The following is a 20,694-nucleotide window of genomic DNA, read 5'->3' as shown; positions in this document are numbered from 1 at the left end:
AAACCATATAAAATGACATCCCTCATGAGTAAGAGAAATAATGACTACGTTTTAAAATAATTTACGACAAAATTAGAGTTCGATATTACTAGGTTCTATTGCCTAGCTTATAACAATAGATTCATCTTTAGATACCTATAAAGTATATAAGATGAGATTTGATTGCGACTTTAATCTCTATATGACGTGATATTTATCATAGGTCTTCTCCCATTTAGTGATTAACTTTAACTCATTAACCATAAGGAGCCTTCATCCTTTTTCATAAAAAAACTATGAACACCAATATCGACATCATTAAATCCTCTGGTGAAAAAGTAAAGTTTTCGCTGAAAAAACTACGTACATCGTTGGGCAAATCAGGTGCAGATCAGCAAACAGTGGACGGGATTATTGAAAAAGTGAAAGAAGAATTATACGATGGCATTTCAACCAAGGAAATCTATAATAGAGCATTCGCATTATTAAAAAAGAAAGGGGGCCATCTCGCATCAAAGTACAAACTTAAAAAAGCGATCTATGAATTGGGGCCTACCGGCTATCCTTTTGAGCGTTTTATTAGTGCAATTTTAAAATATTCAGGTTATGACACGCAAGTAAGCAAAATTATGCAAGGTGAATGTGTGCGCCATGAAATAGATGTCATCGCCGAAAAAAATGGAATGACAACGCTCGTGGAATGCAAGTTCCATACTGAACAAGGCAGAAACTGCAACGTTAAAGTGCCATTGTATATAGCTTCAAGATTCAAAGATGTCAAATCGGATTGGGATTCAAAACCCCGTGAAACAAAATTAGAAGCAGGCTGGGTGGTCACTAACACTCGTTTTACCAAAGATGCCATTCAATACGGAAACTGCATTGGTTTATATCTTTTGAGTTGGGATTATCCAGAACATGATGGGTTAAGAGATCGGATTGACAGGTTAGGCTTATATCCAATAACCGTGTCCACTTTATTGACCAATCGTGAAAAACAATTTTTGTTAAGTAGAGATGTGGTGTTGTGCAGAGACTTGATTGACGATCTTTTTTTCTTGGATCATCTTGGGATCTCGGAAACCCGCAAATCGAAAATTCAAAAAGAAATAAATATGTTATGCAAACATTAAGATTATGGACAATAGTGTAAAAGTAAGTTTTCTGGGTGCATCGAGTGTTGTTACGGGCTCGAAGTTCTTTGTTGAAACCTCAGAAAAAAACATCCTAATTGATTGTGGGATGTTCCAAGGTTTAAAAGAACTCCGCGAACTTAATTGGATCAATCTCCCTATCGATGTGAGCACCATAGATATCGTACTGCTTACCCATGGTCATTTAGATCATGTTGGCTATTTACCACGCTTGGTTAAGCAAGGTTTTAAAGGAAAAATCATTGGAACTGGCCCTACTTTGGCTATCGCGGAAATCATTTTGAAGGACAGTGCTAAAATCCATGAAGAAGAAGCGGCAAAGGCCAATGATGAAAAATACACAAAACATGATCCTGCCCTGCCTTTTTATACGGTTGCAGAGGCAGAAAAAACCATCCGTTTGTTTCAAGTTGAGATGGGAGACAAATGGATTGGTCTATCCGAGCATATCTCCTATCGTTTTCAATACAACGGCCACATCATTGGTGCAACATTTATAGAATTAGATATCAATTCCAAACGCTTTGTATTTTCTGGAGATATTGGCCGAAACGACGATTATTTATTGGATGACCCTAAGCGTCCTGAATGGGCAGATTTCCTATTTATCGAAAGTACTTACGGGAATAAACTCCATCCCGAAGACAATGTAGAGCACATTCTTACGGATATCATACTTGAAACCATTCACAAGAAAGGCAATCTGATCATCCCAAGTTTTGCAGTAGAACGACTCCAAACACTGATGTATATTCTATGGAAATTATATAAAAAGAATAAAATCCCCAACATCCCCATTTTTGTAGATAGCCCAATGGGGAACAATGTTTTAAATGTATTTAGACTATTTCCTAAATGGCATAAATTGTCCGATTCAGATTATAACGCCATGTGCAATCATGTGAATATAGTCCAATCTTACAAAGAAACCTGGGAAACCATTGACGACAAACGTTCCAAAATAATCATTGCCGGAAGCGGTATGGTTACTGGAGGAAGAGTCCTCACCTATCTACAACAACTCATTGATGAGGCTTCGACCACTGTTTTATTGGTAGGCTATCAGGCGGAAGGCACACGCGGCAGACAATTACTCGACGGCGCCCATGAAATCAGGTTTTCTGGGAAATATCATCCGGTAAAAGCAACAATCAAGCATATTGAGAGTTTATCTGCCCATGCCGATCAAAATGAATTGCTCCATTGGATGGGTGCTATCAAGAACATTCCTGAAAAAGTTTACCTCATCCACGGTGAACCGGCCGCTTTAGATGCGTTTAGAGTAAAAATAACAGACACCTACAAATGGAATGTCTATATCCCAAAACTCAATGATGTTGAAAATATCATTGTTTAAAAATTGGTTTATTTACTGAGATTTTTATCCATAAAAAAATGCTGTCAATGCAGCCCTTTACTTTACGGTTTAGGCATTCAAAAATCTATAAATGAAAATCGAATATGTTGGAAGGAAATTTAATTGATTTTAATTAATCAAGAACCTCGGGGTATTGAAACCCATTGGTGGGAATAAATTATTTCACATCAAAGACCAAATCTACCTCCTTTGAAGGTAAGCACTGGATGTCATTGCAGACCATAAACTCCACTACAGCATTCACTTTGAAAGGGTTTTTATTCTTGACTCGGATACGTTGTTTAAAATCGGCTGTCTTAGCAAAATATTTGATGCGCATATTAAAGGTTTTGTCATGAGCTTCATGACCAGGTCCTTCTGAAGTATTTCCTCGTTTCATATAATCTGAACTCCCTTCAAAAATAAAACTTGTAGGCTCAGGTCCGCCTTTAGGAATATTTTGAGAGTACAGGTGCCATTCACCCTGAATATTAGCGGTGGCGACAAGCTCATATTCTATATTTGAAATTTTATTCACCGAAGTCTTCCACTTCACGGGGTCATGGATTTGAGAAAATACCTGGACACTAAATAACATAAGAAATAGATAAACTATATTTTTCATAGGCTTGATTTTTAGATTGCGGATGGATTTAATGCAAATGTCATCCATAATCCTAAGATGTTTTTTAAATCTACTAATTATTAGTTCACAATCGATTTACACTTTCATTTTCTCACATAAAAATTAAAGATTATCACATGTCACATTTTATATTGGTTACGGATATTTGTCTAAATGCTCCCATAAAAAAACCTTGTAGTGGTTACACATACAAGGTTTTACAATTTTGGTTTAAGGTTGGCTATTTTATAGGAATTGTGTCCTTCGATTAATTTGCCATTTCAATGTCGCGGTCTTCAAAAAGCCATTGGGTAATCCCACCTTCAAGGTCATAGACTTTAACAAAACCGGCCTCTATCAGCTTCTCGGCACAATCTGCACTGCGCTTTCCTGAACGACAATATATAATAACGGGTTTACTCTTATCCAACTTTAAGATGTCTTCATCAAATGTTGGCGAATAGAAATCAATATTTTGTGAGTTTTTAATATATCCGTCCTCTCTTTCCTTGGCCGTTCTCACATCAACTAATTGAACATCCTCCAACTCCATTAAAGACAACATTTCTTCAGCTGTAACCAAATTAATCTCACCTTCAGCTTTGTCCTTACAGCTGGTTAGGAAGACAGAAGCAATAATAAAAATCAATAAAAAACGGTTCATAATATGTGGTTTAACTTCCTTATAAAGAAAAAAATCATGGTTTATTGTGTGGATGGGCCTTTCCATTCACTAAAACCTCCCATTAAGTTATAGGCATTTTTGAATCCCAAAGAATTCATTATAGAACACGCTTGACCACTTCTTCCCCCAGATCTGCAATACACATAATAATTCTTATCAGGATCAAGCTTTTTGATTTCATCAATAAACTCTTGCCCTTTATGTATATCTAAATGAATGGCTTCTGGAATGTATCCTTCATCAACTTCCTCTTGTGTTCTTACGTCCAAAATGATTGCGTCTTTGTCATTCTCCAATTGAGATGCCCATTCTTGTTGCTTTAAATCTGCCATAGAAATTATTTTTAAAGGGACAAAATTAACATTTCTTTGTGATATAGACGAAAAAAATCCGAAGTGTTACACCTCGGATTCAATTTTTAACATTTGACTCTTTTTATTCACCGCAATGAAGTCTCTATTTTGCTCAAATAAATTGGTTTACAACTTGATAGAACAGCCGATGGCTCTTGTTTGAGATTCCTTAATTGGTTGTCCAGACAATAGTGCGTCCACTGCATTTTCGACATATTTCGATTCTACTGCAGTTGCGTCTTGATAATTATCATCAATAGCACCAATATATTTTACTTCATTGCCCTTATTTGTCTTTTGTAACACATAAACTTCAGGTGTTTTTGTGGCGCCATATTGTGGAGAAATCTTTTGACCTTCATCTTTGAGATAAGGAAATGTGAATCCTTTTCTCTTAGCTCTTTCTTTCATGGCCTCCATATTGTCTCTAGGCTGAACTTCTGTATTGTTCGGCATTATGGCAATAACGGGATATCCTTTGCTTGCATATTTTTTGTCAAGCGCTATAATTCTATCTTCATAAGCCACAGAATATGGACAGGTATTACAGGTGAAAATGACAATAAATCCTTTCGCATCTTTATAATCAGACAAGGACACCATCTTACCGTCAATATTTTCAAGTTTAAAATCTGTAGCAATATCACCAATCTTATAACCACTCTTCATGGTTGCAAATCCAGAAAGCATGACAATAGCAACGACAGCGATAATTCCTTTTATATTTTTCATATTTATTATATATTGTTATTCCGTCTTATACTGTTCAATAATTGTTCCATTCTTTCGAGGGCGAAATGCGATTTTTTAATTTAAAAATTGCTTAACTTCTGCTTCTAATTCCTCATAGGTAAATGTTCGCTCATAGAACTGGCGCTTATCTTTATTAAAAATCAGCGTTGCAGGAATGGCACCTGACCAATCTGGATGTATTGCGGGGATCCAAGAATTGGAGTCATTGTCATCCAGGGCTACAACTTTGGAATTTAAATTATTCTTTTTTATGAAGGGTTTTAAATGGGAATCATATTTCTTTGGAAAATCTAAACTCACCAACAGTACTTCTACGTTCTTATCTCTGTAAGTGGAGTTCAAATCCTCAAAATAAGGCAGTTCCTTAATGCAAGGCGCACACCAAGTGGCCCAAAAATTAACAACGTAGATTTTATCTGTGTTCGTTTTCAGGAAAGGTTTTAAACCTTCAAAATCATAAATTTCCAAAGGAACTGTAGAATAATCTTCATTATGTTCAATATCTACCTTGGTCTCATTTTTACGGTTCTCCTCTTTGCAAGATGCCGTTAAAATCAATATCAATAAACATAGTGTTCTCATGCTATAAAAATAAAAATCCATTTGAAGACCATTTAAACTTTAACAAAACATTATAGCCTAATTAATTATAGTAATCAAAAATAATCATACATTTGTACCTACAATAGTTGTATATGAAAGAATTAGAAGACATCTTATTAACCACTTCCCAAATACCATTGGCGAAAAAGACCGTTTTGAATATTTCTTATACAGCTAATATTATTAAAGACAGTATTTCAAATACTCTTAAGCCTTCGGATATTTCCATTGAACAGTTTAATGTGCTCCGAATTTTACGAGGACAAAAAGGTAAGGCCACAAACCTTCAAGACATTCAAAGTAGAATGGTCAGCAAGATGAGCAACACCACGAGATTGGTAGACAAGCTTATATTGAAAGGTTATGTAGAACGTTTTGTATGTGAAAAAAATCGCAGAAAAGTTGAGATTTTCATAACCTCACAAGGTTTGAATTTCTTAGAGGAAATCGATCCTTTAGTTGCAGGTGCAGAAGCAAACATCACGTCCCCTTTATCTCAAGAAGAGCTCAAAACTCTAAATAATTTATTAACAAAACTCAGAAATTAAAACCATTAATTACACTTTTAAAACAAATTTTATGAATAGTACACTAATTTTAGCAATGGCTTTTGCAGCCAGTTCATTTACCACTTCAATCGAAAAGAAAGTTGATGTTGACAACAGTAAAATAATCTGGAAAGGCCATAAAGTAACTGGAGAGCATGACGGATTTATCATTCTTCAAAAAGGTGCACTTCAATTTGACGACAAGAATCAGTTGACTGGTGGAACCTTTACAATGGATATGACCACATTAACTGTGACAGATCTTGAAGGAGAGATGAAAGGCAAACTTGAGGCACATCTAAAGTCAGATGATTTTTTCAGTACAGACAAGCATACTGCTGCGACATTTGTCATTACGAATGTGTCAGGTAAAGACGGCAAATACAAGGTAACAGGAGACTTGACCATCAAAGGTATCACGAATCCGAACACTTTTGATATGGTTGTTTCTGGAAATACTGCCAAAGCTGACCTTAAAGTAGACCGTACCAAATATGATATAAAATTTAGATCAGCGAGTTTCTTTGACAACCTTAAAGACAAAGCTATCTATGATAATTTTGATCTCAATGTAAATCTTAAGTTTTAGACCTAAGATTTATTAAGAGCTACATTTTAACAAGAAAGAATCCTGCTTCCAACTTCTCGGAAGCGGGATTCTTTTTTTTATTTTCTTCCCAAATTATTTGTAAACTAAATATTGATTTCTATATTTGACAAAACAAAAACATGTACACAACATTAAATCATACTTGGTGGTGGAACTTTTCGAAACAAAATTCGTGAGGTAATGCTATAGTATATTTAAATTTAATATAAAAAAGGCTTGTCATTCACGACAGGCCTTTTTTTATTTGCCGATTGTCATTTCCGCGAAGGCGGAAATCCAAAGAAAAAATTAAGATTGTTGAATTATGTTTCAAGAAAAAAACTTCTTTGTATATATCATGACCAATAAAAACCATACTGTAATCTATGTAGGTTTCTCAGGTCAAGTTTATGAAAGGATTCATCAACATAAAAAGAAATATAGCAAAGGATTTGCCAACAAATACAATCTAAACAAACTTGTTTATTATGAAAAATTCGAATCACCAAATGAGGCGATTAAAAGGGAAAAGCAAATTAAAAAATGGAATCGGGAATGGAAAATAAACCTCATAAATGATTTTAATCCTAATTGGGACGACTTATCACATTTTTTACAACCATAAAACATTAAGATTTCCGCCAAAGTCTATCTTGAACGAAAGTCTCAACGCAGAAATAAATTCAAACATTTAAATGAAAACCTACAGTCTATACACCCATCACAAAAAAATCCTCGCAGACACCATCACACCTGTGAGCATTTATTTGAAAATAAGGGACAAATTTCCTAACAGCATTCTTTTGGAGAGCAGTGATTACCGCGCCAACGACAATAGTTTTTCTTACATCTGTTGCAACCCTATTGCTTCCATTAAGGTAAAAAACGAAGTCATTACAGAGCGCTTTCCAGATAAAAGTGAAATAAACCATCCCATAACCCCAGAGACAAATGTGGCGGATGTCATCCACAAATTCACCAAACGCTTTAAAACGCATTCTGAGGATAAATTTAAGTTTATCAACAATGGTGTTTTTGGATATATTGCCTATGACGCCGTGCGTTATTTTGAAGATGTAGAAATCACAAAAAAAGAAGGCCATCAAGATATCCCGGACATTTATTATGCGGTGTACCAAAATATTATCGCCATCAATCATTTCAAAAATGAGGCTTATGTATTTGCAAATTGTTATGAGACCGAAAATAATATTGATGACCTATTGCAGCTCATCAAATCAAAAAACTTTGCAGCTTTTAACTTTTCAACGCACGGCGAAACGTCCTCTAATTTAACGGATGACGAATATAAAGAGAATGTCGTCCTTGCAAAAAAACACTGTGCCCGAGGTGATGTATTTCAACTTGTGCTGTCTAAAAAATTCTCACAGCAATTTAAAGGTGACGAATTCAACGTGTATCGCGCCTTGCGAAGCATCAACCCCTCCCCTTACCTATTTTATTTTGATTACGGCGATTTCAAGATTTTTGGAAGTTCACCAGAAGCACAATTGGTCATCAATAAGGATAAGGCTGAAATCCATCCGATTGCAGGAACTTTTAAACGAACGGGCAACGACGAAAAAGATGCTGAACTCGCCAAACTCCTGGCCGTCGATGATAAGGAAAATGCCGAACACGTGATGCTGGTAGATTTGGCGAGAAACGACTTGAGTCGTCATGGAAGTCAGGTAACCGTCGAAAAGTATAGAGAAGTCCAATTCTTTTCACACGTTATTCATTTGGTGAGCAAGGTTACAGGTAAAAAACACAAAGATACCACCACCATGCAAATGGTCGCCGATACCTTTCCTGCAGGAACCTTAAGTGGTGCACCAAAACATAAAGCCATGCAGCTTATCGAAAAATACGAAAAAACAAGTCGCGATTTTTACGGTGGTGCCATAGGTTTTATGGATTTTAAAGGCAACTTCAACCACGCCATTATGATCCGTACGTTTTTGAGTAAAAACCATCAACTGCATTGGCAGGCAGGCGCAGGATTGGTTTCTAAGTCAAACCCTGACGATGAATTGCAGGAAGTGTATAATAAGTTGGGGGCATTGACCAAGGCCATTGAGATGGCTAAGGAGATATAAGAGGACAAATAAGGTTTAAGTGCCAACCTGCAAGGTTTCATAAACTGACCTGCAAGGTTTCAAAAACCTTGTAGGTCTAAAAACAGGTGTTAAAAGCCTGAAAGGTCTCAAACAAAAAAAATTAACATTTAACTAAAAAGATCCCCGCCTTCGCGGGGAATAGATATGAAAATATTAGTTATAGACAATTACGACAGTTTCACTTACAATCTCGTCCATTATCTTGAAGATTTGGGTTGCGAGGTCACTGTCCGACGCAACGATCAATTATCGCTTGAAGAGGTAGATGCCTTTGAGAAAATAGTGCTATCCCCAGGGCCAGGTCTTCCTGATGAAGCAGGCTTGCTAAAAGCTATCATTAAAACCTACGCCCCCACAAAAAGCATTTTGGGTGTTTGTCTCGGCCAGCAAGCCATTGGCGAAGTGTTTGGTGGCACCTTGATCAATCTCGACAATGTTTATCATGGTGTAGCCACTAAAGTCACCAGTTGCGTTACCGATGAATCACTCTTTAACGGATTGGACAAAACCATTGAAGTTGGGCGTTATCACTCTTGGGTGGTAGACCCTAATTTACCGGATGTATTGGAAGCCACTTCCTTTGACGAAAATGGTCAAGTAATGTCCTTACGCCATAGAACATACGATTTAAAAGGGGTACAATTCCATCCAGAATCAGTGTTGACACCGGATGGGAAAAAGATATTGGAGAATTGGATTCAAATTCCTGCGAAGGCAGGAATCTTATAAGATCAGCAACGCTAGTCCTTTAAGTCTTAGGGAAGCAAACACTTCAGGTTTAAAAGGTGAGATCTGATAAAGAATGTCAAAAATTACGTAGTTGTAAAAATCCTTACCTTTTTAATGGAAGGTGGATCCATTCCGAGAAATCGAGATGAAAACTAAAGGGTTTATATAGTATCAAAAACTAGTTAATCTAGAAAGAATTAAGTTTAACAGCAAAAGATTCCTGCCTTCGCAGGAAGTATTATGAAACACATACTCAACAGACTTATCAACCAAGAAAGCATCTCCAGCGAAGAAGCCAAACAGGTCTTGGTCAACATATCACAAGGAAACTATAATCAAAGTCAGATTGCATCTTTCCTAACCGTTTATATGATGCGAAGCATTACCATTGAAGAATTGCAAGGTTTTAGGGATGCGCTTTTAGAACTTTGCTTGCACGTAGATTTGGCCGAATATAACGGTATCGATTTATGTGGCACTGGCGGTGATGGCAAGGACACCTTTAACATTTCAACCTTGGCATCATTTGTCACTGCAGGAGCAGGCGTCAATGTCACCAAACACGGCAACTACGGCGTTTCTTCGTCCTGCGGTTCGTCAAATGTCATGGAATATCTGGGTATCAAATTCACCTCGGATATTGATTTCCTCAAACGATCTTTGGACGAAGCGGGTATTTGTGTCTTGCACGCCCCGCTCTTTCATCCAGCGATGAAAAATGTGGCACCCATCCGAAAGGATTTGGCCGTAAAAACCTTTTTCAATATGTTGGGACCTATGGTGAATCCAGCATTTCCGAAAAATCAATTGGTGGGCGTTTTCAACTTGGAATTGCTTAGAATGTATAGCTACCTCTACCAAAACACGGATATCAACTATACCATCCTTCATGCCTTGGATGGTTATGACGAAATCTCATTGACCGGACCGACTAAAGTGATTCGGAACACTACAGAGTCTATGATTTCACCAGATTTTTTTGGAGTAAATACCTTAAACCAAAGTGATATTTATGGTGGCGATTCTGTAACAGCGGCAGCACATATTTTCACGCAAATATTAGACGGGCAAGGTAGTGAAGCACAAAACAATGTGGTATGTGCCAATGCAGCCATGGCCATTGCAACAGTGACCAAAAAATCGGTTGAAGATAGTTTTGGGATGGCGAAAGACGCTTTATTGAACGGAAAGGCCAAGGAGAAATTTAAGAGATTGGTTGAAATAAGTAGATAGGCCCATCCTAAATCCTTCCCAAAGGGAAGGACTTTTGGTCGTGGCTAGAAGTAATAAGGAACAGGTATTTAAAAAGAAAGATTGAAGACTGAATAAAAGATTGAAGACTGAATAAATGAATATTTTAGAGCAAATAGTAAAGGACAAGCGTAAAGAAGTTGATTTAAGAAGATCAATCATACCTACGTCACAATTGGAACAATCGGTTTTATTTGAAAGAGATACAGTTTCACTAACGGAAAGGTTAAAACACAGCCCTTCAGGTATTATTGCTGAACACAAGCGCCGTTCACCCTCAAAGTCAGTGATCAATCAGACACTAAGTGTGTTTGACGTAGCCCAAGGTTATGAATCGGCTGGAGTTTGTGGGATGTCAGTTCTAACTGACGGGAAATATTTTGGAGGCTCTCTGGACGATTTGCTATTGGCAAGAGCCAGTTGTAATTTGCCTTTGCTAAGAAAGGAATTCATCATCCATCCCTACCAAATCTTGGAAGCCAAAGCTTATGGCGCAGATGTCATTTTACTCATCGCGTCGATTTTATCAAAAGTAGAAATTAAGAAATTTTCAGAACTGGCAAAAAGTTTAAATCTGGAAGTCCTGTTGGAAATTCATAATGAAGAAGAGTTACACAAATCGGTGATGCCAAGCTTGGATATGATTGGTGTCAACAATAGAAATTTAAAAACCTTCGACGTCAGCTTGGATACGAGCAAGCATTTGAGCACGCTAATTCCAGATGATTTTATAAAAATATCAGAAAGCGGCATCAGCAGCGTTGAATCTATAAAAGAATTACAACCCTACGGTTATCAAGGTTTTTTAATCGGAGAAAACTTTATGAAAACGGACAATGCGGGAGAAAGTGCGAAATCATTTATTAAAAGCCTGATTTAGAAAGTAAAATGAGTACCGACAATGACATAAGCAAAACGAATCAAACTCCCTTGCCTTCGGATAGGGCTGGGGTGAGGATCAAAGTCTGCGGCATGAAATATCCCGAAAACATTGATGATATTGCCATGCTTCAACCTGATTATCTCGGATTTATATTCTATGAAAAGTCCAGCCGATTTTTCAATGGCACAATCCCGAAGTTACCCTCAGGTATTAAAAAAGTAGGCGTATTTGTAGATGCAACGATTGAAGAAGTTATTGAAAAGGTTGAAAAATATGATTTGGATCTGGTTCAATTACATGGAGAGGAATCGCCGGAGTTTTGCAAAGAACTAGGTGGTCTTCTTACTAATACTGATCGAGATAAAAATTCTGAGATTCCTGCCTGCGCAGGAATTGTGAAGGTGTTCTCAATCAAAGACCATTTCAATTTTGAAGAATTAATACCTTACGAATCGGTGTGTGATTACTTCTTGTTTGATACCAAAGGTAAACTTCCAGGCGGCAACGGCTACACGTTTAACTGGGAAGTTTTGAAAGACTACCCATCCACAAAACCTTATTTTTTAAGTGGTGGGATTGGTTTGGAAGATGTTAGTAAACTTGCAGAATTCCTGCGAAAGCAGGAATCTGAATATTGCCACGCCATCGACATCAACAGTAGATTTGAAATTGAACCTGGACTTAAGGATTCGGGAAAATTGGAAGTTTTTGAAAAAAAATTAATTGATTTAACCAGACCTGACAGGTTTTAAAAACCTGTCAGGTCTTTTAAACATGAGATTCCTGCCAATGCGGGACTGATAATAAATTAACAAGTTTGACGAATTTGATTGAACTTATAAACATGAGATTCCTGCCTTCGCAGGAATAAGAATATGACATACAATATCAACGAAAAAGGTTATTACGGCGAATTTGGCGGGGCATACATCCCAGAAATGCTTTATCCCAATGTGGAAGAATTACGCCAAAACTATCTCAAAGTCATGGTAGAACCTGAATTCCAAGAAGAATTCAACGCGCTGCTAAAAGATTATGTAGGACGCCCTTCCCCGCTCTATTTCGCAAAGCGATTAAGCGAGAAGTACAACACCAAAATTTATTTAAAACGCGAAGACCTCAACCACACCGGCGCACACAAAATCAACAACACCATTGGTCAGATTTTGATGGCGAAACGTCTCGGCAAAAACCGCATCATTGCTGAAACTGGCGCGGGTCAGCATGGCGTAGCAACGGCAACGGTTTGTGCATTGATGGGATTGGAATGTATTGTCTATATGGGCGAAATTGACATTGCCCGTCAGGCACCTAACGTCGCAAGAATGAAAATGTTGGGCGCGACCGTTGTTCCCGCACTTTCTGGTAGCCGCACCCTAAAAGATGCCACTAATGAAGCCATTCGCGATTGGATCAACAATCCTGTGAACACGCATTATATTATCGGCAGCGTGGTTGGCCCACATCCATATCCGGATATGGTAGCCCGTTTTCAGGCGATTGTTTCCGAAGAAATCCAATGGCAGCTCAAAGAAAAAGAAGATACCTCAAAACCCGATTATGTAGTGGCTTGTGTAGGTGGCGGCAGTAACGCTGCAGGAGCATTCTATCACTTTTTGGACGACACAGATGTCAAACTTATTGCTGTGGAAGCTGCAGGAAGAGGGGTGCATTCTGGAGAGAGCGCAGCTACATCAGTTTTAGGCAAAGAAGGGATTATCCACGGTAGTAAAACGCTGTTAATGCAAACGCCCGACGGACAGATTACGGAACCGTACAGTATTTCGGCAGGTTTGGATTATCCCGGCGTCGGACCGATGCACGCGCATTTATACAAAAGCGGACGTGCGGAATTTATTGCGATTACGGATGATGATGCCATGACAGCAGGACTGGATTTGTGCAAAATGGAAGGCATCATTCCTGCCATTGAAAGCTCACATGCCTTGGCGATTTTTGAACATAAAAAATTTCAACCTGATGATGTCGTTGTGGTCAGTCTTTCTGGTCGTGGAGATAAGGATTTGGACACTTATATAAAGCATTTTAAATTATAAGATTAACAAAACCTCACAGGTTTTTAAAACCTGTGAGGTTTATAAGAATCAAAACAACCTTGTCTACGAAAGAAGAAGAAGAAGAAGAAGAATTAAATAGGTATTATAAAGGAAAAGATTCCTCCCGATATATTTATCGGGAGAGGAGTTCCGACAATACCTCAAACCTTTGGTTCACGAACTCAATAAAATTAATTATTAACGAGTGAGTAATCATTAACGCAGTGACGGCAATTTGTCCAAAATCGGACATATTTAAAGTTAATAATCAATTCTTTCCCGTTTTAAGGGAAGGTGGCTTTGGGCTCCTGAAAAGCCCAAAGACGGAAGGGTTTGCATAAAAAAACTCGTTTACGAAAGAAAAAAATTAAACAGTTAATAAATAAGATGAGATTCCCACAATCCCGACAGCTATCGGGATCGCGGGAATGAAGTTAAACTAAAAGAGATTCCCGCCTTCGCGGGAAGTAAACATGAACAGAATCAATCAGAAATTACAAGAAAACAATAGCGAAAAGTTACTTTCCATATACTTTACCGCAGGATATCCAAATCTCAACGATACGACAACCATCATCCAAGATCTGGAAAAAGGCGGCGTCGGAATGATTGAAATTGGGTTGCCATTTAGCGATCCTTTGGCTGATGGCCCAACCATTCAAGCGAGTTCTACCCAGGCTTTAAAAAACGGAATGACAACGGAAGTGCTTTTTGACCAACTTAAAGACATCAGGAAAACGGTCAACATTCCTTTGGTCATTATGGGATATTTTAATCCAATTATGCAATTTGGCGTGGAAGCCTTTTGCAAGAAATGTAAGGAGATTGGTATTGACGGACTTATCATTCCTGACTTGCCGGTAGATGTTTTTAATGATCAGTACAAGTCCATCTTTGAAAAGTATGATATCATCAACGTGTTTCTGATTACACCGCAGACTTCTGAAGACCGCGTTCGATTCATCGACTCCATTTCAAAAGGTTTTATTTATATGGTCAGCAGCGCCAGCGTAACCGGAAGCAGTTCTGGTTTTGGAGATACCCAAACAGATTATTTCAAGCGTATCGCTAAAATGAACTTAAAAAACCCTCAAGTGATTGGCTTCGGTATTTCTGATCATGAAACTTATATCCAAGCTACTAAATACGCCAAAGGCGCGATAATTGGAAGTGCGTTTATCAAGAACCTCTCAAAAAATGGTGTAGATAATACAGCGCGTTTCATACACTCCATTCTAAATTAAAAATTATATTTGACGCCTAACCAACCTTTAAAATTTAATTTATGAAATGGTATTTAAAAGTAGTCAGAGATAATTACGCGAATTTCAATGGACGTGCAAGACGCGAAGAGTATTGGATGTTTGTCTTATTCAATGTTCTTTTTGTCATCGGCATTGGCATTATTTCTGGAGCATTAGCAGGCATGACAGACGCTCCAGCATTTATGGGAATCTATTTTATTTATCTCCTCGCGGTTTTTATCCCAAGTTTAGCCGTAGCGGTGCGTCGATTACACGATATCAATAAGAGCGGCTGGTTTTATTTAGTTGGTCTGATCCCTTTTATCGGAGGTATTTGGCTAATTGTCCTTTTCGCTACTGAAGGTGACAAAGGTCCAAATCAATACGGTCGAGATCCTAAAAGCGCTAGTGACTTAGAAATTGACGAAATTGGGACAGTTTCGTAAGTTTAACAAACAGCATTTTTACAGTCAAAATATCGTGGATCTAATCGTTTAAAAATTTTTTTTTAAATCGCATCTTCGTCAAACGTGGCTTTAACAAATGGCACTGATGTTTTATGATACTTTTAATAGAATTTCATTCTGTTTTCATTAACTTATCAATGAATAAAAAAAGTAGAATCATGGGGATTATAAAAGACACTAAAAAGTTTAAAAGAACAACTGAGCAGACCAATCCTACTAATCCAACAGGAGACACTAAAATGGATACCAATCAGTTTGATATTGATAAAAAGACGATAAAAGATCAAAAATCGAAAACTTGATTCGATGATATATTTTAAAAAGAAACCTATTCTTATCTTTAACGAATAGGTTTCTTTTTGGTTGAAAACTATCATAAATGACCAAAAAATACTTTTATTGATCGTTAGAAAAATTTAAAAACCTATAACTTTGGTATGCCCTTAAACATAGTATTGATGGAACCTGAAATCCCAAATAACACAGGTAATATTGGGAGGTTGGCTTTAGCTTCCGGAGCACATTTGCACTTGGTCAAACCTTTCGGATTTGAAATTACCGATGCTCGGCTCAAACGCGCCGGATTGGATTATTGGCCACACGTTACTATCAGTACCTATGAAAATGCAACCTCATTTTTTGAAGCACATCAAGGCGAGAAAATGGCGTTTTTATCAAGTCATGGCGACAAAGATTATTGGGACATTCCGTTTGAGGATAATTTGTTTCTGATATTCGGTAAGGAATCGGTAGGATTGTCCAAAGATATTATTGAAAAACACAAAGAGCACCTGTACAAAATCCCACTGTTCAGTGAGCATGTGCGCAGTTTAAACCTTGCAAATGCCGTAGCCATCGTGGCTTATGAAGGCATTAAAACTTTAAATAAATAATAAACGAAGTCCTGTTGTAAAGAACAAACTTCAAGAGAAAAACCAACCCACATTGTATTGACACCATGGAAGACATTGAAAACATCGAATTAAAATATTTAAACCTGGAAGATTATCAGGAATTAAAGGAAGCAATGATTGCCTCCTACACCACCATGCCTGATGCATTCTGGCAAGAACATCAAATTAAGAAATTAATCGAAGAATTTCCAGAAGGTCAAGTCGTCATTAAAATCAATGATCAAATAGCTGGTTGTGCCTTGAGCATTATTGTAGATTATGAACAATTTGATGATAACCACACCTATAAGGATATTACCGGAAACTACACGTTTAGCACGCATACCAATGAGGGCGATGTCATTTATGGCGTTGATGTATTCATCAAACCAGAATTCAGGGGGTTACGTTTGGGACGCCGTCTTTATGACTATCGTAAGGAATTATGTGAGCGTTTAAACTTGAGAGGTTTAGCCTTTGGGGGACGAATCCCTAACTATCATAAGTTTTCAGATACACTAACACCTAAAGAATATATCGATAAGGTAAGACGTAAGGAAATCCATGATCCAGTCCTTAATTTTCAAATTTCCAATGACTTTCACCCAACACGTATTTTAAAGAATTATCTGGAAGGCGACGCCTCCTCCCAAGATTATGCTGTGCTATTGGAGTGGAGCAATATTTACTATGAGAAGAAATCCAAGAAAGCCACGACCATTAAAAAGGTTGTTCGCTTAGGATTGGTACAATGGCAAATGCGTTTGTATAAGGATATGGACGAAATGATGCAACAAGCAGAATTCTTTATCGATTCGGTTTCAGGATATCGAAGTGATTTCGCCTTGTTCCCAGAGTTTTTCAACGCCCCCTTAATGGCTGGAAACAATCATTTATCCACACCTGAAGCCATCAGGGAATTGGCAAAACATACGGCAGAAATGGTGCAGCGTTTTTCCAAACTTGCTATTTCCTACAACATCAATATTATCACCGGGAGCATGCCAGAAGTTGTGGATAACAGACTCTATAACGTGGGTTATTTATGTAGACGTGATGGTAGCACAGAACGATTTGAAAAACTACATATCACTCCAGACGAAGCTAAGATTTGGGGAATGGTTGGTGGGAACAAACTCCAGGCTTTTGATACCGATTGCGGCAAAATAGGCATCCTCATTTGCTATGATGTCGAGTTTCCTGAACTGAGCCGTATTTTGGCAGATGAAGGCATGGACATTCTATTTGTGCCATTTCTGACCGATACCCAGAATGGATTTTCCCGCGTGCGCCATTGTGCACAGGCAAGAGCCATTGAAAATGAATGTTATGTTGCCATTGCGGGCAGTGTGGGCAATTTGCCAAATGTTGAAAATATGGACATTCAATATGCACAATCAGCGGTATTTACGCCTTGTGATTTTGCATTCCCAACCAACGGGGTTAAAGCAGAAGCCACACAAAACGCCGAAATGATCCTCATCGCCGATGTGGATATTGATCTTTTAAGAGAGCTCAACCAATTTGGAAGCGTCAGAAACTTAAAGGACAGAAGAACAGATTTATTTGAACTAAAAAAGAAGTAATTATGAACTATCATATTGTTATCAACAGCGTTAAAACTGTTGAAGAATTTAAAGACGCATGGACTAATGCCGATTATATTGAACTTTTGGATCGCTTCGGATTTCCGGGTGCCGAAAAATCAAAACCTGAGGAACTTGAAGAGTTGCTCTTTATGGCCATCTCAGATTTTGAAGGGCATGAGGCCGCAGCAATTCTTTTAGATTATAAATTGTCTGAGCATTTAACAGAAGGCCAAATCGACCAAATGTCGCACGATATGTTGCTCGATAAAATCTCGGAAGAATATAGTGACATCAGTTTGCACCATGAACTTTTTAATATCAATCAGCTCCTATTTAAAGCTTATAATGGAACCTTTCCATCTGCGAAAGCGACCATAGTTGAGTTTGAAATCACGCCCAACGAAGGTGTGACCAAAGAAGTCATGTTAAAAGTTTTGGACAAGACCTTAGCCAATAGCAGCGTCATCACCCGTTTGTATGCTGATCAATTGGCAGGAAAAGAAGCCTTTGATGAAGCTGAAGATATTGTGTGGGAGCTAAAAGCTACAGGAGACAATTCTTATATCATGACCACGTCGGAATATTGGATCAGTAGGGATGAGTTTAAGGATGCGGAATTTGACGCTACGATTGCGATTTTTGAGGAGGAGGAAGATTAAGAAAAGACCGCTTCGCTGTTAGATGTAAGAATCAAGAATAAAGACAGGATTCGATTGAGGCTCCGGGTTTTTATTTTAAACCTGGAGCTTATATTTTGCTAACAAAGGAGCATTGAGACGCTTGCTTCGAGTGCGCTCAACACAGGTCGGTTTTAAAAATAATTACTAACACTAGTTTTGGAAATAATAAAACCTAAGTTTTAATGCAATCTTGGATTAATAAAATTCATGGCTAAAACTCGTTTCGAAATAAAGCTATCACACAGTTCCAATAAGGAAACGCTATGGCTTAAATGAATTAGTGTTCTACGTGAATCCGCGAAATCTGCGGGAGACTAACAGCTATTTCGCAGAGGTTACACAAAGAGCATTTACTGTTTTAAGGTGAAATCTTGAATATTAATGACAAATCTTATATTATAGACGTTAATTTAAAAATTAATGAAATATTTGAATCGGTGTAATTCGTGTAATCCATGTCTAAAAAAATTAAAATAATTATCGATTCAAAAAGTTAAAAACCTTAATAAAACCCCATCAATACACTATATTTAACCCATTCTCATAAATCAAAAAGCATCCAAATTATTCCCTAATAATGAAACACCTTTTTTTTTATATTTTTTTGATTACGATTACCCATAGCTCTGCGGATGCACAAACCGCCTTAAAGGAAAGTTCAAAAGCACCATTAACAATTGGAGAAGTGGTTTCCATCGATTCCAAAATTCTATCAGAATCCAGAACGCTCAACATCTACTTGCCTGATGGTTATAAGACTTCCGATACTTTAAAATATCCAATAATCTATGTATTGGACGGCAGCATGAATGAAGATTTCATGCATATTGTTGGCCTGGTGCAGTTTTTCAATTTGCAGATGAATATGCCAAAATCTATTGTGGTGGGCATAGCCAACATCGATAGGAAACGGGACTTCACCTTCCCGACCATGGATAGAAAGTTAAAAATGGATTTTCCAACTACAGGTGGTTCGCGAAAATTCATCGACTTCTTAGAGCGTGAGGTGCAACCTTATATCAACGCCAATTATCCAACGACAAACCAAAAAACACTCATTGGGCAATCCCTTGGAGGTTTGCTCGCCACTGAAATCCTATTCAAAAAACCAACACTATTTACGGATTATATTATTGTGAGTCCGAGCTTATGGTGGGATAACGAATCCTTACTTAAAGATGCCAAAATGTTCTTGGGTGCACATTCTAAAATGCCAGCCAATGTATATGTATCGGTAGGTGCTGAAGGCGAAATTATGGAGCGTGAAGCGAGGAGTTTGGCCGAATTGCTAAAAACCGCAGAAAAACCAAATCTCAAATCTGAGTTTCTTTTTTTACCAAATGAAAATCATGCCACAATTTTACATCAAAGTGTAAACGACACTTTTAAATTGATGTATCCATATAAAGAAAATTGACCGTTGGTCCAATATCAAGGCTTTTTGAGGTGATTATTTAGAAATCTTTCTATTTTAGCACTTACCTCAACTTAACTTATAACCTATGAATTGGTATTTAGACGCTTTCAAAAACAAATACGCCGACTTTAGCGGCCGTGCACGACGAACGGAATATTGGACGTTCATACTTTTTCATGTCCTAATCATTTTTCTTTTGGCATTTTTGTCAGGAGCTCTGAGTGAGTTGCAATTGGGTTCTATAGGTGCGATATTATTAGTGATTTATGTACTGGCATCCTTCATTCCAGCTTTAGCAATAACAGTTAGGCGTCTACATGATACAGGAAAAAGTGGGTGGTTTTATCTACTTACTTTAATTCCTTATATAGGCTCGTTTATTCTTCTGATTTTTACAGTTCAAGATAGTGAGCCGATGCAGAACAAATGGGGACCGAATCCAAAAGGACCAAATACAGATGAGATCAATGAGATTGGAAAACCTGTGGAATTTTAGCGTTTCTTAGCCAACATATTTAAATACATCCATTCCACTTTGGTACGTGCCCAAGGCGTGCGTCTTAAGAATTTTAAGCTGGATTTGACCGATGGATCTTCATTAAAACACTTGATTTTAATAACCGTGCCCATATATTCCCATCCATAATGCGCTACAAGATCATTAATGATTTGTTCGAGTTTTATGCCGTGTAAGGGGTTGTTGGGTTGCATTTTTTGA

Annotated in this window: 25 protein-coding genes; 19 read left to right on the top strand and 6 right to left on the bottom strand. The window is 37.7% G+C overall.

Annotation, left to right across the window (positions count from 1 at the left end):
- The first annotated feature begins 275 nt into the window (after positions 1-275).
- Both J4051_RS04690 and J4051_RS04685 read left to right on the top strand, forming a co-directional pair.
- Positions 276-1,112, top strand: coding sequence for an ATP cone domain-containing protein (locus J4051_RS04690; protein WP_208232700.1), 837 nt, complete (start codon positions 276-278; stop codon positions 1,110-1,112).
- Positions 1,113-1,116: 4 nt separating this feature from the next.
- Complete coding sequence (locus J4051_RS04685; protein WP_208232699.1) at positions 1,117-2,490, top strand: MBL fold metallo-hydrolase RNA specificity domain-containing protein; 1,374 nt, start codon at positions 1,117-1,119, stop codon at positions 2,488-2,490.
- A 178-nt stretch (positions 2,491-2,668) separates the two neighbouring features.
- Here the strand turns inward: J4051_RS04685 and J4051_RS04680 are convergent, their stop codons facing one another.
- From J4051_RS04680 to J4051_RS04660, 5 genes are all read right to left on the bottom strand, one after another.
- Complete coding sequence (locus tag J4051_RS04680; RefSeq protein WP_208232698.1) at positions 2,669-3,115, bottom strand: protein-disulfide reductase DsbD domain-containing protein; 447 nt, start codon at positions 3,113-3,115, stop codon at positions 2,669-2,671.
- 268 nt (positions 3,116-3,383) lie between these two features.
- A complete protein-coding gene (locus J4051_RS04675) occupies positions 3,384-3,779 on the bottom strand; it encodes a rhodanese-like domain-containing protein (RefSeq protein WP_208232697.1) in 396 nt (131 codons plus the stop codon).
- Positions 3,780-3,820: 41 nt separating this feature from the next.
- Complete coding sequence (locus J4051_RS04670; protein WP_208232696.1) at positions 3,821-4,132, bottom strand: rhodanese-like domain-containing protein; 312 nt, start codon at positions 4,130-4,132, stop codon at positions 3,821-3,823.
- Between the two features lie 147 nt (positions 4,133-4,279).
- Entirely contained in the window at positions 4,280-4,885 is a 606-nt protein-coding gene (locus J4051_RS04665) for a thioredoxin family protein (protein ID WP_208232695.1), read from the bottom strand.
- Between the two features lie 75 nt (positions 4,886-4,960).
- Entirely contained in the window at positions 4,961-5,488 is a 528-nt protein-coding gene (locus tag J4051_RS04660; protein ID WP_208232694.1) for a TlpA family protein disulfide reductase, read from the bottom strand.
- A 113-nt stretch (positions 5,489-5,601) separates the two neighbouring features.
- Here J4051_RS04660 and J4051_RS04655 point away from each other — a divergent pair, with 113 nt between their 5' ends.
- The 17 genes from J4051_RS04655 to J4051_RS04575 all read left to right on the top strand — a co-directional run bounded on the left by J4051_RS04655 (position 5,602) and on the right by J4051_RS04575 (position 20,472).
- Positions 5,602-6,057 (top strand): MarR family winged helix-turn-helix transcriptional regulator, encoded by a 456-nt coding sequence (locus J4051_RS04655; RefSeq protein ID WP_208232693.1) that lies wholly within the window; start codon positions 5,602-5,604, stop codon positions 6,055-6,057.
- A gap of 31 nt (positions 6,058-6,088) precedes the next feature.
- On the top strand, positions 6,089-6,646 hold the full coding sequence (locus J4051_RS04650) for a YceI family protein (RefSeq protein WP_208232692.1): 558 nt from the start codon (positions 6,089-6,091) through the stop codon (positions 6,644-6,646).
- Between the two features lie 325 nt (positions 6,647-6,971).
- Positions 6,972-7,271 (top strand): GIY-YIG nuclease family protein, encoded by a 300-nt coding sequence (locus J4051_RS04645; RefSeq protein ID WP_236027217.1) that lies wholly within the window; start codon positions 6,972-6,974, stop codon positions 7,269-7,271.
- A gap of 70 nt (positions 7,272-7,341) precedes the next feature.
- Complete coding sequence (locus tag J4051_RS04640) at positions 7,342-8,745, top strand: anthranilate synthase component I family protein (protein ID WP_208232691.1); 1,404 nt, start codon at positions 7,342-7,344, stop codon at positions 8,743-8,745.
- 165 nt (positions 8,746-8,910) lie between these two features.
- Entirely contained in the window at positions 8,911-9,495 is a 585-nt protein-coding gene (locus J4051_RS04635; RefSeq protein WP_208232690.1) for an anthranilate synthase component II, read from the top strand.
- 240 nt (positions 9,496-9,735) lie between these two features.
- On the top strand, positions 9,736-10,728 hold the full coding sequence (gene trpD, locus J4051_RS04630) for an anthranilate phosphoribosyltransferase (RefSeq protein WP_208232689.1): 993 nt from the start codon (positions 9,736-9,738) through the stop codon (positions 10,726-10,728).
- Between the two features lie 115 nt (positions 10,729-10,843).
- Complete coding sequence (gene trpC, locus J4051_RS04625; protein WP_208232688.1) at positions 10,844-11,626, top strand: indole-3-glycerol phosphate synthase TrpC; 783 nt, start codon at positions 10,844-10,846, stop codon at positions 11,624-11,626.
- A gap of 8 nt (positions 11,627-11,634) precedes the next feature.
- Complete coding sequence (locus J4051_RS04620) at positions 11,635-12,381, top strand: phosphoribosylanthranilate isomerase (RefSeq protein WP_394368895.1); 747 nt, start codon at positions 11,635-11,637, stop codon at positions 12,379-12,381.
- A gap of 123 nt (positions 12,382-12,504) precedes the next feature.
- The gene (gene trpB, locus J4051_RS04615) at positions 12,505-13,686 is read left to right on the top strand and encodes a tryptophan synthase subunit beta (RefSeq protein ID WP_208232687.1); all 1,182 of its coding nucleotides are present in this window, start codon (positions 12,505-12,507) and stop codon (positions 13,684-13,686) included.
- Between the two features lie 473 nt (positions 13,687-14,159).
- Entirely contained in the window at positions 14,160-14,930 is a 771-nt protein-coding gene (gene trpA, locus J4051_RS04610; RefSeq protein ID WP_208232686.1) for a tryptophan synthase subunit alpha, read from the top strand.
- 41 nt (positions 14,931-14,971) lie between these two features.
- The gene (locus J4051_RS04605; RefSeq protein ID WP_208232685.1) at positions 14,972-15,376 is read left to right on the top strand and encodes a DUF805 domain-containing protein; all 405 of its coding nucleotides are present in this window, start codon (positions 14,972-14,974) and stop codon (positions 15,374-15,376) included.
- 179 nt (positions 15,377-15,555) lie between these two features.
- Positions 15,556-15,699 carry a hypothetical protein gene (locus J4051_RS04600; RefSeq protein ID WP_208232684.1) on the top strand — a complete coding sequence of 48 codons (144 nt, stop codon included), beginning with the start codon at positions 15,556-15,558 and terminating at the stop codon, positions 15,697-15,699.
- 135 nt (positions 15,700-15,834) lie between these two features.
- The gene (locus J4051_RS04595) at positions 15,835-16,290 is read left to right on the top strand and encodes a tRNA (cytidine(34)-2'-O)-methyltransferase (RefSeq protein WP_208232683.1); all 456 of its coding nucleotides are present in this window, start codon (positions 15,835-15,837) and stop codon (positions 16,288-16,290) included.
- A 65-nt stretch (positions 16,291-16,355) separates the two neighbouring features.
- Entirely contained in the window at positions 16,356-17,876 is a 1,521-nt protein-coding gene (locus J4051_RS04590; RefSeq protein WP_208232682.1) for a carbon-nitrogen hydrolase family protein, read from the top strand.
- Between the two features lie 2 nt (positions 17,877-17,878).
- A complete protein-coding gene (locus tag J4051_RS04585; RefSeq protein ID WP_208232681.1) occupies positions 17,879-18,538 on the top strand; it encodes a hypothetical protein in 660 nt (219 codons plus the stop codon).
- 598 nt (positions 18,539-19,136) lie between these two features.
- On the top strand, positions 19,137-19,976 hold the full coding sequence (locus J4051_RS04580) for an alpha/beta hydrolase (RefSeq protein ID WP_208232680.1): 840 nt from the start codon (positions 19,137-19,139) through the stop codon (positions 19,974-19,976).
- An 85-nt stretch (positions 19,977-20,061) separates the two neighbouring features.
- A complete protein-coding gene (locus tag J4051_RS04575) occupies positions 20,062-20,472 on the top strand; it encodes a DUF805 domain-containing protein (protein WP_208232679.1) in 411 nt (136 codons plus the stop codon).
- Here J4051_RS04575 and J4051_RS04570 read toward each other — a convergent pair.
- Positions 20,469-20,687, bottom strand: coding sequence for a VF530 family protein (locus J4051_RS04570; protein ID WP_208232678.1), 219 nt, complete (start codon positions 20,685-20,687; stop codon positions 20,469-20,471). The two genes, J4051_RS04575 and J4051_RS04570, sit on opposite strands and share 4 nt — an antisense overlap.
- Positions 20,688-20,694 lie beyond the last annotated feature (7 nt).

It is taken from the genome of Gelidibacter pelagius (assembly GCF_017581925.1).
In the GTDB taxonomy this organism is placed as follows: Bacteria; Bacteroidota; Bacteroidia; order Flavobacteriales; family Flavobacteriaceae; genus Gelidibacter; species Gelidibacter pelagius.
Note: the sequence above shows the minus strand (reverse complement) of the source record. Positions and strands in the feature narration are given on the sequence as shown.